Source organism: Pantoea sp. CFCC18177 (assembly GCF_059412425.1).
Genome location: NZ_JBNBPL010000004.1, coordinates 124,455 through 141,418 on the forward strand (window position 1 = coordinate 124,455; position 16,964 = coordinate 141,418).

At 55.2% G+C, this 16,964-nt stretch carries 12 protein-coding genes; 4 read left to right on the forward strand and 8 right to left on the reverse strand.

Features of this window, described 5'->3' with window-relative positions; all coding sequences use genetic code 11:
- The first annotated feature begins 611 nt into the window (after positions 1–611).
- Genes ACPUC8_RS06110 through ACPUC8_RS06120 form a run of 3 tightly spaced genes read left to right on the forward strand, consistent with a single transcriptional unit; the run spans position 612 to position 5,721 of the window.
- Positions 612–1,697 (forward strand): efflux RND transporter periplasmic adaptor subunit, encoded by a 1,086-nt coding sequence (locus tag ACPUC8_RS06110; protein WP_039326897.1) that lies wholly within the window; start codon positions 612–614, stop codon positions 1,695–1,697.
- On the forward strand, positions 1,697–4,759 hold the full coding sequence (locus tag ACPUC8_RS06115; protein WP_039326894.1) for an efflux RND transporter permease subunit: 3,063 nt from the start codon (positions 1,697–1,699) through the stop codon (positions 4,757–4,759). Before ACPUC8_RS06110 ends, ACPUC8_RS06115 begins: the two co-directional genes overlap by 1 nt.
- Positions 4,756–5,721, forward strand: coding sequence for an acyltransferase (locus ACPUC8_RS06120; RefSeq protein WP_494925772.1), 966 nt, complete (start codon positions 4,756–4,758; stop codon positions 5,719–5,721). Before ACPUC8_RS06115 ends, ACPUC8_RS06120 begins: the two co-directional genes overlap by 4 nt.
- On the opposite strand, the gene ACPUC8_RS06125 is transcribed toward ACPUC8_RS06120, so the two are convergent.
- Positions 5,711–7,201 carry an alpha/beta hydrolase gene (locus ACPUC8_RS06125; RefSeq protein ID WP_494925773.1) on the reverse strand — a complete coding sequence of 497 codons (1,491 nt, stop codon included), beginning with the start codon at positions 7,199–7,201 and terminating at the stop codon, positions 5,711–5,713. The two genes, ACPUC8_RS06120 and ACPUC8_RS06125, sit on opposite strands and share 11 nt — an antisense overlap.
- The gene (gene pagP, locus ACPUC8_RS06130; protein ID WP_494925774.1) at positions 7,191–7,748 is read right to left on the reverse strand and encodes a lipid IV(A) palmitoyltransferase PagP; all 558 of its coding nucleotides are present in this window, start codon (positions 7,746–7,748) and stop codon (positions 7,191–7,193) included. The genes ACPUC8_RS06125 and pagP overlap by 11 nt, the downstream gene beginning before the upstream one ends.
- 345 nt (positions 7,749–8,093) lie before the next feature.
- Between pagP and ACPUC8_RS06135 the strand changes: the two genes are divergently transcribed.
- Complete coding sequence (locus ACPUC8_RS06135) at positions 8,094–9,578, forward strand: sensor domain-containing diguanylate cyclase (RefSeq protein ID WP_052205846.1); 1,485 nt, start codon at positions 8,094–8,096, stop codon at positions 9,576–9,578.
- Between the two features lie 9 nt (positions 9,579–9,587).
- On the opposite strand, the gene ACPUC8_RS06140 is transcribed toward ACPUC8_RS06135, so the two are convergent.
- Genes ACPUC8_RS06140 through ACPUC8_RS06165 form a run of 6 tightly spaced genes read right to left on the reverse strand, consistent with a single transcriptional unit; the run spans position 9,588 to position 16,952 of the window.
- Positions 9,588–10,703, reverse strand: a complete 1,116-nt coding sequence (locus tag ACPUC8_RS06140) for a M24 family metallopeptidase (protein ID WP_058972341.1) — start codon at positions 10,701–10,703, stop codon at positions 9,588–9,590.
- A complete protein-coding gene (locus tag ACPUC8_RS06145) occupies positions 10,703–11,929 on the reverse strand; it encodes a M20 family metallopeptidase (RefSeq protein WP_494925775.1) in 1,227 nt (408 codons plus the stop codon). The genes ACPUC8_RS06140 and ACPUC8_RS06145 overlap by 1 nt, the downstream gene beginning before the upstream one ends.
- A 10-nt stretch (positions 11,930–11,939) precedes the next feature.
- Entirely contained in the window at positions 11,940–13,577 is a 1,638-nt protein-coding gene (locus ACPUC8_RS06150; RefSeq protein WP_494925776.1) for a dipeptide ABC transporter ATP-binding protein, read from the reverse strand.
- Entirely contained in the window at positions 13,574–14,404 is an 831-nt protein-coding gene (locus ACPUC8_RS06155; protein WP_494925777.1) for an ABC transporter permease, read from the reverse strand. The genes ACPUC8_RS06150 and ACPUC8_RS06155 overlap by 4 nt, the downstream gene beginning before the upstream one ends.
- Positions 14,397–15,344 carry an ABC transporter permease gene (locus tag ACPUC8_RS06160; protein WP_494925778.1) on the reverse strand — a complete coding sequence of 316 codons (948 nt, stop codon included), beginning with the start codon at positions 15,342–15,344 and terminating at the stop codon, positions 14,397–14,399. Before ACPUC8_RS06160 ends, ACPUC8_RS06155 begins: the two co-directional genes overlap by 8 nt.
- Before the next feature lie 9 nt (positions 15,345–15,353).
- On the reverse strand, positions 15,354–16,952 hold the full coding sequence (locus ACPUC8_RS06165; RefSeq protein WP_494925779.1) for an ABC transporter substrate-binding protein: 1,599 nt from the start codon (positions 16,950–16,952) through the stop codon (positions 15,354–15,356).
- Positions 16,953–16,964: the final 12 nt, after the last annotated feature.

Genomic DNA, 16,964 nt, shown 5'->3' on the forward strand with positions numbered 1-16,964 from the left:
CAAGTGAGCAGGGGAATAATCTATACAATCATATTATCAAGTTGAAAATTAGACGTTATAAACGTAGCACAGGGCCATTCAACTTATTCGCCTATCAATCAAAAACAGTAAGAAAAACACCAAATAAAAAGAAGCGCCATTATTAACCTAAAGATTAATAAGCTATTTTGACTTACAACAAACTAAACAAAGTGAATTGTTAACATTTTCACCCTCCATGGCCAGACCTGTTTTTATTTCGTTAACCAGGTTATAAACACCACTTAATTAAACAAAATCAGAACAAAACACCAAAAATATCGGAAACGTTATTGCGCTTATCAAACTTTACAAACTTTGATCTCTACGACTATGCTCATCCATAGCAAAAACAATCTCATAAACCTCTCACTCTGTTTATAACTGTGGCGCTGTTTGATGGCGATCAAGGTTAATGGAGGCAACGATGCCGGACTATAGTCTGCTCCGTCTAAGTCTGTATGTTGTGTTAGCGATTATCACCTGTTCTGCCGTCGGACTTTTCACTTACGCGGTGGTTTCCATGTTGGGCGAATAAATGAGGCGCTAATAATAACGCAAAAAATTACATCGTTATTGCAAAGGGGAACTCTGTGATGCGTTATTTTTATCTGATTGCCGTTGTTATTTTAATAACAACAGGTTGCGATCAAAAAAAACAGGAAGTTGCACCGCTGCCTCGCATGGTGAAAGTGGTTGAGGTGGTGGCTTCTGGTCAATCTCAACAGCGTATTTTTCCTGCCCGCATTGAGTCGGGTGATTCCACTGACGTATCGTTCAAGCGCGGTGGACAAATTGATGCGCTGGATGTGCGTCAGGGTAGTAGCGTGACTCGGGGTCAGGTGCTTGCCAGACTGGTGTCACGTGAAGCGCAGCAGCGAGTGAATGAACGCCAGACTGCGGCGACCTTAGCGCAACGACAATTTGCGCGCTTTCAAACCCTCTCAGGCCGTCAGGCCATCTCTCAGGCAGAAATGGACGTGCAGCGCGCCAATCGTGATGCCGCCAATGCCGCACTGCAAATCGCGCGTGAAGAGTTAAGTCAGATGACGCTCACCGCACCGTTCAGCGGCACCGCGGCAACGGTCAATGTGCGGAATCACCAGGTGGTCGCTGCCGGGCAAACCATTGCCACCCTGACACGCACTGACCTGCTCGATGTGGTGTTCAATGTGCCGGAAAACCTGTTTACCTCTCTCGACATCCGTAATATGGCTTACCGTCCCGTGGTGCGGATAAACACCCTGCCCGATCGCCAGTTTCAGGCTGAATACAAAGAACACACCGGCAGCAGTAGCAGTAATACCTTGACCTGGCAGGTGATTCTTACCATGCCGCGTCCTGCCGACTTCCCTGCTGTCGGTGGCGTTAGCGGCACTGTCACCATCAATCTCGCGAATCTTCCGGCTAACGTAAATCACGAGTCACTTGTGGTTCCGGTAGAAGCGGTCTTTAACCCGGACAGCAGCCAGCGGAATGAACCCCATGTTTGGGTGGTGCAAGGCAGCGGCGATCAATTTCATCTCGAAGATCGTAAAGTTTCCGTCGGTGAGGTCACCGATCAGGGGGTGGTAATCACCTCTGGATTACACGCAGGCGAACGCGTGGTCGCGGCGGGCGTTAATGAATTACACGCTCAACAAGCGGTACGCATCTGGACGCGTGAGCGGGGTCTGTAATGGATATTTCCCGACAGTTTATAGATAACCCGATTCGTGTCTGGCTGGCGATTTTGCTGCTGGGCGTCGGGGGGATTTTTGCCCTGCTGAATATTGGTCGCCTGGAAGATCCGGCGTTCACCATCAAGACCGCCGTGGTGGTGACACAGTACCCTGGCGCCTCTGCGCAGCAGGTGGAAGAAGAGGTCACGCTGCCGCTGGAAAATGCCCTGCAGCAGTTGCCCTATCTGGACAACGTCAGCTCCATCTCCTCCAACGGTCTGTCGCAAATCACCGTGAATATTGCCTCACGCTACCACTCCAATGAATTGCCACAAATCTGGGATGAACTCCGGCGGCGCGTAGGGGATGCTGCACGCTTCTTCCCGCCCGGCGTGGCTGCCCCATTCGTTAATGATGATTTTGGCGATGTGTTTGGCTTTTTCTTTGCCATTTCCGGTGACAATTTTAGCAATCCTGAGCTGGTGCAGTACGCCGAGCAGCTTCGGCGAGAACTGGTGCTGGTGCCTGGCGTCGGCAAGGTCACCCTCGGCGGAGTGATTCCCCAGCAGATCAATGTCGATGTTTCGCTGACGAAAATGGCGGCGCGCGGCATTACCCTGACGCAGCTTTCCAGCGCATTGAGCCGCTTGAATGTGGTTTCCAGCGCCGGGGAGATCAAGTCCGGCACCGAATCGATTCGCCTGCATCCTACTGGAGAGTTTCAAAGTCTCGATGAATTAAGCGATCTGTTGATCAGCCCGGTCGGTGCAACAGCGACCACCCGCTTACGCGATATCGCCACCCTGTCACGTGGACTCAGCGAGTCGCCTACCAGCATCTATCACGCCAGCGGAAAACCCGCAGTCACCATGGGCGTCTCCTTCATTCCTGGCGTTAACGTGATTGATGTCGGGCATGCGCTGGAAGCCAAAATGCAGCAAATGTCAGCCGAAAAACCGGCTGGCATCCAGATCAATATGTTCTACGACCAGGCCGCCGAAGTGGCGCACTCCGTTAATGGCTTTATCACCAACTTCCTGATGGCACTGGCGATTGTGGTCGGGGTGCTGCTGATCTTCATGGGAGTACGCAGCGGCATCATTATCGCCCTCTCTTTGGCGTTGAATGTGCTGGGTACGCTGTTGATCATGTACTTGTGGGGCATTGAGTTGCAGCGTATTTCACTCGGTGCGCTGATTATCGCTCTCAGCATGCTGGTGGATAATGCGATTGTGATCGTTGAAGGGGTACTGATTGCGCGTCAGCAGGGGTCATCGCTGGTTTCGTCGATGAACTTTGTCATCCGCCGTTCTGCCTTTCCCCTGTTAGGCGCCACCATCATTGCGATTTTGGCCTTTGCGCCGATTGGCCTGTCGCAAGACTCCACCGGTGAGTATTGTAAATCGCTGTTCCAGGTGTTGCTGATCTCGTTAATGTTGAGTTGGTTCTCCGCCCTCACCATCACGCCGGTACTGATCAAATGGTGGCTGTTTAAAGCCGGGAGCGATGGCAGCACGCAAATGGCTAAATCGCCGTATGACGGCGGCTTCTATCAACTGTATCAGCGCACACTGAAAGCGCTGTTAAGCCAAAAAACGCTGACGTTATCCGTGATGGCGGTGCTGCTAGCACTTTCGATCTGGGGCTTTGGTTCAGTACGACAAAACTTCTTCCCCTCATCAAACACGCCGATCTTCTTTGTTGATCTCTGGCTGCCGTATGGCACGGACATCAAGTCCACCGAACAAATGGCCAGCGATATTGAAAAGTCGATCACCGATCAGCCCGGCGTGGTGTCAACGGTGACCACCATCGGCCAAGGCAGCATGCGCTTTATCCTTACCTATAACGGGCAGCGCCAGTACAGCAACTACGCTCAAATCATGGTGCGCATGGACGATCAGCGGAAAATTGCGGCGCTGGCACGCAGCATTGATGCGAATATCGCCCGGCAATATCCGCAGGTGAATGCCAGTACTAAGCGCGTGATGTTTGGCCCCTCTGGCGGCAGTGCGATTGAGGTGCGCATTAAAGGCCCCGATCCTGACCGGATGAGACTGATTGCCAGCCAGGTCGGCGATATTCTGTCTCAGGATCCCGCTACCGATAGCGTGCGTAATGACTGGCAAAACCGCAGCAAAGTGATTCGTCCGCAGTTTAACACCGCGCTGGGGCGTGAGTTGGGTGTGGATAAACAAGAGATCGATACCGCCCTGCAGATGAATTTTACCGGCAGTCGCGTAGGCCTTTATCGCGAAGGCGCAGATCTGTTGCCGGTGATCGTTCGTCCACCGGCCAGCGAACGCCAGGATGCGAACCATCTTAACAATGTGCTGGTGTGGAGCCAGAGCCAGCAGCACTATATTCCGCTTAGCAACGTGGTCAGTGACTTCAAGCTGGAGTGGGAAGATCCGCTGATTTTACGCCGCGACCGCAGTCGCGTACTGACGGTGCAGACCGATCCTAACCCGCTGAGCAGCGATACTTCCGGTGACATTCTGGCGCGGGTGAAGCCGCAGATTGATCAGATCCCTCTGCCACATGGTTACAGTATTGAGTGGGGAGGCGACGCAGAAAGCTCCAGCGATGCCCAGCAAGGGGTATTCACGACATTACCTATCGGCTATCTGGTGATGTTTGTCATTACAGTGCTGATGTTCAGCTCACTGAAAAATGCCGTTGCTATCTGGCTGACAGTGCCGCTGGCGCTGATCGGCGTGACGCCAGGCTTTTTAATCACCGGCATTCCGTTTGGCTTTATGGCCCTGATTGGTTTACTTAGCCTCAGCGGTATGTTGATCCGCAACGGTATTGTGCTGGTTGAGGAGATTGAGCAGCAGAAACAGGCGAAACCGCAACACGAAGCCATTCTCTACGCTGCTACCTCGCGTTTACGGCCGATTTTGCTGACTGCCTTTACCACGGTGCTGGGCCTTGCGCCGCTGCTGCGCGATGTGTTCTTCCAGAGCATGGCGGTGGTGATTATGTTTGGTCTGGGCTTTGCCACCGTGCTCACCTTGCTGGTATTGCCGGTGATTTACGCCTGCTTCCATCGACCCACCTCTGGCGTCTCGCCATGAATGTCACCGGGCTCAATGTGATTAAAACCATGGGCTGCATGGCGGCGGTGACCTTTTTCACCCTGTATAACACCTGGGATCGCTACGATTATGATTACCACTGGATTCTGGCCTTTCTGACGTTTATCTCCACCATCGCCACCCCGCTGTTTTTTGTGGTGGCCGGCATTATGGATGCACGCGCCGAGCAGGACCTGCGCTGGCAACTGACGAAAATCAGGAATGTGGTGATCGTTTTTCTTTTCTGGATGACGGTGTATTACTTGTGGGAGCCTTATCAACGCGGCTACCTGATTCAGCCCTGGTTTGTGTTTTCTTTTGTCGTGATTTACAGCTTTCACCCATTGGTCGCCTGGCTCAGCCTGCATCGCATCACCTTTGCCGGTCTGGTGCTGACCCTGTTGCTGTTCTCTTATGGCTATGATCTGCTTGCGGTACTGTATCCCGAAGTCAGCCTGTTTCGCCTCGAGCCGCAGTATCGCATCTGGACCTGGTTGCTGTTTTATCTGACGGGGCAGTTATTATGCGAGCCCGTTATTGCCGAATGGCTCAACCGGCGGAATGTGACGCGTGCGGCAGCGATTGCGTTGCCCTTCATCTACCTGTTTACCTGGCTCTACGAGCAACACTTTTTCTTTGCGCTGTTCAAGGCCGACCGAAATGCCTTTATTCTGACCGGTTCACAAATCTATTTGCTGGTGGTGGTCCTGGTGGTGGCCGCCAGCCGCGTGCGCTTCCGTCGCAATGTGGTGTTCAAGGAGACGGTGCTCGCCACCATCAGTAAAACCATGACCGGCGTGTACATTCTTCACTATTCCGTCTTTGATCTCATCACGGCATGGATCCCAATCAACTCGCTGGCAACCAAACTGGCGCTGCTGGTCGTCACCTTCGCAGCCTCGGTGCTGATCTCACAACTGATCCTGGCCAGTTCCTGGCTTAAAAAAGTCATCACCCTTTAAGGCAGCGCAGCAGGTCGCTTTGCTGACTACAGACAATGCGGGCATTAATTTGCGCCATCATCACGTCAAAGAACGGATTAGATGTGTTGCGCATCAGCGTATCCAGCCCCACCGTTAGGCTGGAGGTCTCTCCACGCAGTGAGATAGTCCCCAGGCTGATGCCATAGCGGTTTTTCTCTGTTGGCTCGCGTCCATACAACGAATCGGTTAACGGGAAGGGCACCGCGATGTGCGACAGCGAATACATATCCTGCGGCCATGCGATGTGCAGGGGTTGCGTGACCTCCGTGCTTTGGTCAGCCGCGGTGGTGCGCGCCACCGTCTCATAGGTGGTGGCTGACGCATTGGTGATCACCGTGGTCGCGTAGTGGCGCGGGGCAGCAGGCAACAACGTGTTCACCGCCGAGTAGAGTGAAGGTCGGAATAAGGCGCGTAAATTGGCCGCCTGATTGATATCAAAAATCACCAGCTTGCTGCCGTTGTCAGGCAAATATTGGTAGAGCGCGTTGACGACCGCACGCGTGCTGACGGTGGAATCCAGCACCGACTGGAATGTCAGTATGGGGGGTAAGTGGCTTAATTGTCCTGTGCGAGACAGCTGTACAATCTGATCCTGCAGCGCCTGGGTTAACAGCCATGACTGGCGTGCCGCCCGCACCGGGAAAGAGTTGTATTTGAAAGGGTTATACTCTGGCACGATATTCAGCCACGCCGCCTTGGCAAACACCGGGAACACCGCGGGCCAACCGGCCAGCCCGGCAAAGCGCGCATAGGCGGTGACGCCGATCATCGGTGACAGCAACACGATCTGCTGCGGTTTACGCAACTGGCTGTCCTGCTGGCTGTCGAGGGCATATTTCATCGCCAGCGCCCCCCCATTCGAGTAGCCCACCAGATGCAAGGGAACCTGCGTGCCGGCCAGCCGTGTGGCTTCACGCACTGCTAATCGTGTCACGGCCAGCCAGCTTTGCCAGTCTACTTTGGTCAACGAACCCGGTGCCGTGCCGTGTCCTGGCAGTCGCGGTACAACGGCGATAAACCCTTGTTGCTGATAGGCCTGCGCCAGATAGCGCACGCTGTAAGGTGAGTCAGTTAAGCCATGCATCAGGACAACCGCGCCCTTCACCGTGCCCATGGGTTGCAGCACAAAGGAGCGGTTCCAGTCAGTCTGGAATCCTTCAGGATTAACCGGGCTGTGCGGGTTAAAACGGTTAAGAGAGGTTTTCTCCTCATCGCTGAGTGTATCGCTCACTTCGCTTTTCAAATCGCGGAAAATGATATCTTCCTGTGCCAGATAATCGGCGAAGCTGGCATGATCAATACGGTCTTCGGTCATTTCATCCGCGGACCAGGTATGCCAGCGATGCAGTGGCGGCCCTTGTTCAGACTGATAGCCGCGTATCAGCAAAAACATCAGCAGCAGAGCCAGAAGACCCACGATCAGGCGCTTAAACCCTTTTATCAGGGTGTCAGAAGCCATAGCGGAACCAGGCGAACAGCACATTACCGTTGTTGTAGGACCCCGGAATGTAGGTGAACTGCACATTTAAGCGTTTATACCCGGCTGAGAACAGGGGCAGAACAATCGGCAGCGGCACATAGTTGGCAAAGTCATCGCGTGCGGTGACGCCCGCCGTCAGTCCCAGCCCCAGGCGGAAATCGCGGGCCTGATCGAGATACCAGCCCTTCTCCCAACCGTATCCAATGATCGGCTGCCATTTATTGTGTGAATCTTTGAAGGCCATGGCGTAGAGCGCACTCCATTCGCCGTCTTCGTTGTAACGTGAGACGCCCAGTCCCCCACCCCAAGGTGATTCGTTGTAGTTGTCGGTTTTCTCTTTGTCGTAAGCAAAACGGGCATGCCAACTAATAAACGGGAGATAGAGGTCGGTATATTGCGGTTGCTCCCAGGTTTGTGAAACGTCCTGTTTGAGCCATTCCCAGCCATCACTTAGCGTGCCAGCTGCACCGGCGGGTAAAACCCATAAACTCAACGTAAAAAGGAATAAGGTCAGAAAACTACGCATGGGACATCCTTCTGCAAAAGCACCGATGATAGTGGTCAAGAGAAACAGCCAGCGTGATCTGTATGCCCATTCTGGGCAGCAATTCAGTCAATATTATAGTTGTTTAACAGGGGTTGAGTTCTCTGCATCTCATCGGACATCTCGTGGTCCCCGCGAGACAGGCCAATCAAACATTACCCCGAGTATTAAATAATCCTCTCTTAGACTTATTACCCCTGAAATATTCGAGTAATATTGGTCTTATATTAGGCCCACGATGTCAGCGATTTAATAAGAGTATAAATGCGTAAAAGTGTTCTCTCCGATAGTACGCCGCGCCTGTTAAATACCTCATTGGGTAGAAGCATGGCGGTATTTTTACTGCTGGTCAGCCTGCTGGTGATTGCCATCAATGCCTGGTCCCTCTGGCACTCCTGGCAGCAGCATCTCACGGAAAAAGAAGAAGACGCGCGCAACCTCTCCTTGTCACTGGCGAAACAGGCGGAGGATGCCTTTCTGCAAGTGGATATTACGCTGGCAGATGCGGTGCGGCAGCTACGACAAAACGGTAACGAGTTTGCCGCCACACCCCAGTTTTTACACCAGATTAAAGATCAGCAAAGTAAGTTGCCGCAATTGCACGGCCTGTTTGTTTACGACACGGCGGGCCATTGGGTGGCGTCATCCGGTAACTTTGTGCCGACTAATGCCAGTAATGCCGATCGCGATTATTTTATCTGGCACCAGACGCATGACAGCCTGGATATTCACATCAGCCATGTGATTCGCAGTCGTTCAACAGGTGACTTAGTGATACCAGTATCGGTTCGTTTGAACGACAGTGCGGGTAAATTTGCCGGCGTGGCTTTGGCAACGGTGAAGGTGGACTATTTCCGTCAGTATTACAGCTATTACACGCTCGGTGAGAAAGATGCTCTCGGGCTGATTCTCGCGGATGCCACGGCACTCTATATTCGCCCCTTCCCCGACAGCTATATTGGCCGCACTCTCTCCGCCAGTCCGTTGTTTAAAACGGAGCTTAAAGCCGCCTCCAGCGGCAGCGCAACGTGGAAATCAACGCTGGATGGTGTGGAGCGTGTGTTCGGCTATGCTCGTCTGGAACGCTATCCGTTGATCGTCACCGCGGGTTATGACCTGAGCCGACTGCGCATGGAGTGGTTAACAGCTAACCTCACCAACGTGCTGCTGAATATTGTTTTGCTATTTACCATCGCTGGCATGGGCCTGTTTGTATTACGCCAGGTCGGCACCAATGTGCGCAACCAGATTGAACTGACCCATGTGCGTGACGAACTGACCACCATCAACCATACCTTGCAGTCGCTGGCCTTGGTGGATGGCCTCACCGGCCTTGCTAACCGTCGTCAGTTTGATGCCCTGCTGGAACAAGCGCTGCTGCGATCGGAAAAGACCGGCGATCCGTTATCGCTGGTGATGATCGATATCGACTATTTCAAACGCTATAACGATACCTATGGTCACGTGGCGGGGGATGAATGCCTGCAAGACGTCGCGCTGGCATTAAAAGACAGCGTGCATTATCACGGTGATGTAGTGGCGCGTTATGGCGGTGAAGAGTTCGCCATTATTCTGCCCTGCACCTCACCACTGGAGGCGCAAAAAGTCGCTGAACGCGCCGTGAGCCTTGTTGCGGAAACGGGTATCGCGCATGAAAGCACCGAACTTACGACTGGCGTGGTCACCGTCAGCGCGGGCTACAGCACCCTGACCTCCACAGGCCAGCCTGGTGAGGCGGAACAGTTGAAACTGGATGCCGATAAAGCACTTTATCAGGCAAAACGCGGCGGGCGTAATCGTGCGATGGCGTAGTCATGGTGTTTATTCGTTTTGCGGCAGCGACAGCAACTGGCGCGGTAGTTGTGTCAGTCGTTCTGCGCCCTGTGGAGTCACGCGCACCGTTTCGCTAAAGGCCAGGCTCTGCGCGGAAATATACATGTGGAACACCATATCTTCCTCCAGTAACCACTCGGCTTTCGCATGGAAGCTACAGGAAAAATCGCTCGGGCGCGGCGTGCGGGTATACAGCCCCAGCGCATAGCCGGTGATGTTGGGATAGTCAGCACGCAATCCGCTGTTCAGTACTGCTTCACGCGCAATCGCATCCACTTCACAGGCGCTCACTCCCGGCTTCATTGCCGCCAGTTGGCGGTCCTGAATGGCAATCAGTAACCGCGCCAGTTCCGCCCGCTGAGGCGAAATCTCTCCGACAATAAACGGCCGCATCAGCCGCGCACTGTAGTGCTGCACTTTGGGGATCAGCTCTACGTGCAGTACATCACCGCGCTGTAAACGCTGTTCGTGCCCAGTGGCGTGCAGGAAACCATTATCACCGCTGGCGATAACAATCGGTCCCGTTTCCCCGGTATCGGCACCCAATTGCAGAAACTGTCCGGCAGCCAGCGCTGCGACATCGCGCACGCGCCAGCCCTCAAGTGCCTGGTTACCAATGCTCTCCAGCGTGACATCTGCTATTGCCGCTGCCTGACGTAAGGCCGCTAATTCTGCCGGGAATTTTACACTGCGTAGCCGGTCGCTGACGCCGTTGAGATCGCGCCACTCTACCTGCGGAAGATGACGTGACAGCTGCTGCCAGCTGTGCACGGTCATACCGTAGGAGTGGAAATCCGCCCCAATGCGACTCTGTTGATAACCACGCCGCACCAGACTCTGTGCCACTGCCAGCCAGGGATCAGCATCGTCGCGATAGCTCTCTACCACCAGCTGCGGTGACTGGCTGCGGCACGGTGCCTCATCCAACTGGCGCAGCACCATCCAAGGCTCCCCTTGCAGAGGAACCATGCAGGCGCGATACAGGGTTTCAGACACGGTGTAGCCCGTCAGCCAGGCCAGCAGCTCGCCATGATCAACGATCATCACCTCGACGTTGGCCTGCTGCATGGCAGCGCGCAGGCGACTCAGCGCGGCAGTCATCATCAGTTGCTCTCTACTGGTTGGCAGATTTCCAGGATGGCGAGTAAATAGATGCGCACCATATCGAGGAATTCGGTGATCTCAACGCGCTCATCCGGCATGGTGTTGTACTTTCCGCCAGGACCGCAGACGATGCCTTCCATTCCCGCATGCTGATAAAAATGCGCCGCATCGGTGCCAAAGAAAGCCGGTGGGGTGATCACACCCGTCGGTTGTTCGGTGCCGCGCACGGTTTTCCAGCCGCGATTGACCGCCTTGACAATCGGTGACTCTGGCGAGACCTCAAACGGCAACATGGTGGGTTTGTCGCGGATACCATCATCATACAACTCGGCTTTCAAGCCAGGATAACGCTGGCAGAGCGTATCCAGCAGCGCTTGCAGATCCGCGAGCACGCCTTCCACCGTTTGCCCTGGCGCAAAGCGTGCCGATCCTTTCAAACGCACGAAGTCAGCCACCTGTGGTGGTCGCCACTCTTCCAGTTCACGCCCCAGTGCGCCATGCACGGTACCAATGTGCCCACGGTTCACCTTCAGGTGCTCGTCACTTTTCGCACCACTGAAAACCATGCCGTTGATTTGTGGGATCAGCTCCACGGCGGCGTTAATCGCATCCACGGCCTCTTCACGCTTCGACAGATGACGCGTATCGCCCGTCAACTCAATGGTGAACATCAACGAACCGGCATGCATAGTGAGTGCCTGCAGATCGGTGGGTTCCGCATTGATAAAGTAGTCGGCACGCACGCCCTGCTCAATCGCCGCCAGTGTGCCAATACCGCCCTGCAATTCCCCCACCACATAAGTCAGAATCACATCGCCTTTCAGCCTCACACCGGCATCAATCAAGGTTTTCAACGCACAGAAATAGGCCGCATCGCCTGCTTTCATGTTTGAGACGCCAATACCGTAGATAAACTGGTCGTCAATTTTTCCCGCCCAAGGATCGACCGTCCATCCTTCGGTAACAGGGTTGGTATCCAGATGCCCATTAAACAGCAGACTGTTGCCGCCACCGCTGCCCACCAGCCGTCCGATGGCGTTAAGACGATCGCCGGGTACCTTTTGCAATTCGCTTTCCAGTCCCAACTGAGCCATCTGCTCGGCCATATATTTGGCTAACTCGCGCTCGCCGTCAGTGGCACTATAGCTTTTGTGTTGCACCATTTTCGCCAGAAAAGAGAGACAAAACTCGCGATCAATATGATGAATTAACTGTTCAGGATTCATGCGTTTCTCGTTAAGCAACGGATTGGGATAAGTCGGGAACATGCACCGCTTCAAGCAGAGCACGGGTGTAAGGATGTTGCGCCAGCGCGGTCATGTTCTCACCGGGCAGCACTTCCACCACATCACCGCGATACATCACCGCCACGCGATGGGCGATTTGACGGATCAGGTTGAGGTCGTGGGTAATAAACAGGTAAGCCGTGCCGTAGCGGCGGCGCAGCTCCAGTAGCAGCTCAATAATGGTGGCCTGTACCGACACATCGAGCGCGGCAGTGATCTCATCACAAATGACTAAATCCGGCGGATTAGCAAAGGCGCGCGCGATGGCCACGCGCTGTTTCTGCCCGCCCGACAGCGCATGCGGATAGCGCGAAGCAAATTCTGCTGGCAGGCGCACCTCTTCCAGCAAGCGTGCCACCGCTTGCGCTTCGGTTTCACCCGATGGCAGACCGTACAAACGCAGCGGACGCGCAATGATCTCGCCGATGGTCATGCGCGGATTGAGTGAGGCATCCGGATGCTGGAAAATCATCTGCACGCGGCGGCGATACTCCTTATCCATCTGCGCACGGCCCTGCAATGCGTAGCCGCAGAAATCCAGTTCACCGCTGAACGGCACTAACCCAGTAATGGCTTTGCCCAGTGAGGACTTACCCGAACCCGACTCCCCCACCACACCCAAAATTTCGCCCTGATGCACGGTCAGCGCCACCGAGTTGGCCGCGCGCGTGGTATTGGCCTCGCGCTTCAGCAGGCGATCGAGAAAGCCCTGTTGGCCGTAATCGATGGTGAGATTGTCCAGCGTCAGCAACGGCTGCGAACCAGCGGTATCCGCGATCAGCCGCTGTTGAGGATTGGGCACCGCCGCAATCAATTTGCGGGTGTAGCTGTTTTGTGGTGCGCTAAACAGGCTGTGAGTATCAGCCTGCTCCACGATGCGCCCCTTATCCAGAACGCAGACCCGGTCGGCCACTTTCGCCACCAGCGCCAGATCATGAGAAATATAGAGAGAAGCCACCCCGGTCTCCTCGCGCAGACGTTCGTAGAGATCGAGGATTTGTGCCGAACTGATCACGTCCAGCGCCGTGGTCGGCTCGTCAAAAATCATGCAATCCGGCTGACAGGCAAAAGCGGTGGCGATCAAAATACGCTGCTTCTCGCCCCCCGATACCTGATGCGGATAACGGCGCATCATGCGCGCCGGATGCTTTAGTTCAACATCATGTAGCAGTGACTCACCCAACTCCTGCGCTTCTCGCGCGTTTAAGCCGCGATGACGGCGCAACACTTCCGTCACCTGCTCACCGAGCGTCAACGTCGGGTTGAGCGAGGCGCTGGGATCCTGAAAAATCATCCCCAGTTTTGCGCCACGCAGTGCCATCAGTTTCGGGGCCGGCAAACTCAGCAGGCTCTCATCGTTGAGGCGAATATCGCCCCATTTTTCCTGCGCATTACTTGCCAGCCAGCGCATGATCGCCCAGCCCAACGTGGTCTTGCCGGAACCGGATTCACCGACTAAACCCAGTACTTCACCCGGCATCACCTGCAGGCTGATGTCACGCAGTACCGGCAGTGCCTGGCCATTTTGCAACGCGTAATCCAGGCTGTAATTTTCCACCGACAGCACCGGTGCAGGTTTCACGTTCATCCGTGGCTCCTTGGGTTGAGCACGTCTCGCAGCCCGTCACCCAGCAAATTAAAACCAATCGCCACCAGCGCAATAGCTAAGCCGGGGATCATCATCATCCACGGGGCGCTGAAGAAGTAGGTTCGCGCCTCTGACACCATCAACCCCCACTCCGGCTCGGGAGGTTGCGCGCCTAAGCCGAGGAAACTCAATGTGGCAAACAGCATGATGGCAAACGCAACGCGGATAGTGGCTTCAACGATGATGGGGGCAAGAATATTCGGCAGCATCTCGCGTAGAATGATGTAGTGCCCGGCTTCGCCACGGGCAATCGCCGCATTGATGTAATCCTGCTGACGCGCCGCCAGTGCCACACTGCGAGAGATGCGCACCATGCCCGGCACAAAGGCAATGGTGATCGCCAACACCGCATTCATGCTGCTCTGCCCCAGGGTACTGACAATCAGCAACGCGAACAGCAGGCTGGGGATCGCCATCACCGCATCCATGGTGCGCATCATAAATTCATCGATCTTGCCGCCGAGGTAGGCACTCGCCGTACCCAGCACCGAGCCAATCACCATCGCTAACGCGGTCGCCAGCAGCGACAGCAAAATCGTGGAACGTGCACCTACCATCACCCGGCTGAAGATATCGCGCCCCATCTGGTCGGTGCCAAACCAGTGCTCTGCACTCGGCGGCTTGTAGCGCGTCAGAATCGAAATCGACTCCGGATCAAAGGGAGCAATATGCGCCCCACCCACCACCATCAACAGTGCCAGCAGGATAATCAGCACGCCCATCGCACCCTGTGGCGATCGCAGTAACAGTTTTACAATCTCAGGCATAGGAAATTCGCTTATCCAAAGTCACGTAGGCCAAATCTGCCAGGAAGTTCACCACCGAATAGGTCGCGGCCAGAATCATCACGCCCGCCTGAATAGTGGGCAGATCGCGCGCCTGTACCGCCACGATCAGCTCGCGGCCAATCCCTGGAATGGCGAATATCTCTTCCACCACCACAATCCCACCGAGCAGGTAGCCCACATCTAACGCCACTATGGTGATGGTCGGCAGCAAGCCGTTACGCAGTGCATGACGCCAGAGAATGCGCCGACGCGATAACCCCTTCAGCCAGGCGGCGCGGATGTAATCGGTATGCAGCACGTCCACCATTTCTGAACGCACCATGCGGGAGACGTGCGCCACCAAAATCAACGCCACGGTGAGCGAAGGCAGAATCAGGTGCTGGACGCCGCTGACGACGTTCTCGCTCAACGGTACATAGCCAGTAGCAGGCAAGATCTGCCAGACATCGGCAAACAGCAGCAGCACCAGCGTGGCGGTGACAAATTCAGGAAAAGAGATACCGATGTAGGAGATCACGCTGACCAGCACATCGGCGGTCTTACCACGGCGCACCGCCGCCCAGATCCCCAGCGGTATAGCAATCAGCAGCATCAACACCAGCGCACAGGCTGCCAGCAACAGCGAACGAGAAAGCGCTGTCAGCAACGTTGGCCCGACAGCCAGGCCATTGCGCATCGAAACACCAAAATTGCCCTGCAGTGCCTGCGTCAGCCAGTGCCAGTACTGCAGCCAGGCGGGCGCATCCAGCCCTAAACGTTCACGCACAGCGGCGAGTGCCTCCGGCGTGGCGTTTTGGCCGAGCAAGGTGACAGCGGCATCCGCTGGCAGCAGCTGCGTGATGCCAAACACCAGCAATGACACCACCAGCAAGGTGTAGATCATCAACAACAGACGTTTAAGCAGATAGCTCGCGGTCACGGTCTCTCCTTAAACAGCGCGTTTTGGCGCTTTGTCGGTCAGCCAGGTGTGATCAAGGCGGAACACCGCACCGCGTGGATGCAAGTGATAGCCCGCAACGTGATCACGGCTGGCGGCCAGCAGATCGAAGAAGGTTGGGATCAGCGACGGCACTTCGTCATGCATCAACTGCTGCGCCTTGCCGTACAGTGTGGTGCGCTGCGCATCGTCATGGGTTTCACGTGCGGCGTTCACGGCGCTATCGAAATCGGCGTTGTTCCAGCGCGTTTCATTCCAGGATGCGGTTGAGGTGTAGAGCAGTGAAAACACCGCATCTGGCGTCGGCTGCATGTTGTAGAAGCCAACGTAGAAGTTACCCTTTTTCCACACCTGATCGAGATAGGTGCTGTGCGCCATGGTTTGCACTTCAATGCGGAAACCGCCTTGCTTGGCCATTTCACGCAGCGCGATACCTAATTGCGTACGGGTCGCAGGTTTGTCCGATGCGATCAGCGTGAGGTCGAGGCCGTTGGGATAGCCTGCTTCGGCCAGCAGCGCTTTGGCTTTGCTGTAATCCACCGCTTTCTTTGCCAGGTTGGCAAAGTATGGATAAGCCGCGTTGATCGGCGTGTCATTACCCGGTGAGCCGAGGCCATCGGCAACAAAATCCACCGACGCCTGGCGATCGACACAAAGTGCCAGAGCCTGACGCACGCGCACATCGTTAAAGGGTTTTTGATCGCAGCCCATGTTCACGTTGAGGAACTGGCCGGAAGCAACGCGCAGTGGCAAAACACCGGATGACTTGGAAAGACGCGCGAACTCACTCGATTGCGCGCTCAACATCAAATCGGTATCGCCCGAGATCAGTGCTGAACTCTCTGCGATACCATCGGGATACACCACCACTTCGACACCATCAAGATACGGGCGCGTCGGATCGTAGTAATGCGGATTACGCTTCACCACAATCTTGCGTTCAGGATCGTAAGAAACCAGCATGAACGGACCCGCGCCCAACGAGGCTTTGCTCAACTTATCGAACTGCCCTTGGGCAATGCTGGCGGGGATGATTTTGGCATCGGGATAGGCCAGCATCACCGGCAAATCCGCGTAGGGAGCGTCGGTTTCAATCAATACGGTGTTGTCATCTTTGGCACTTACTGCTTTGATCGGGCCGATGTTGTGTAACGCCGGTGAAGCATTTTTCGGATCAAGCAGAGCTTGCAGGCTGGCCACCACATCCGCAGAGGTTAAGGGGCTGCCGTCGCTAAATTTGAGGTTGGGCCGCAGGGTAAAAGTCCACTGCTTGAGATCGTCACTTGCCTGCCAAGATTGCGCCAAATCGGCTTCGGCTTTCATCTCTTGTGTCAGGCGGGTCAGGCCGCTGTACAGCAACTCCGCCACCAGATACTCCGGGTTGACGCGTACCTGATGCGGATTCAGCACGCTGACGGCCTGATCGACACTGATACGCAGCACGCCGCCTTTACGCGGTGTGCCGCCTGGCGTGGCACTGGCGACCTGCGCGGCATGGGCCGAGAACGACCAGGGCAGCATGGCTGCACCGGTCAGAGCGGTTGAGCTGGCGATAAACTGTCTGCGGTTTAACCCTTTCATTGCGCACATCTTCTCTTCCTC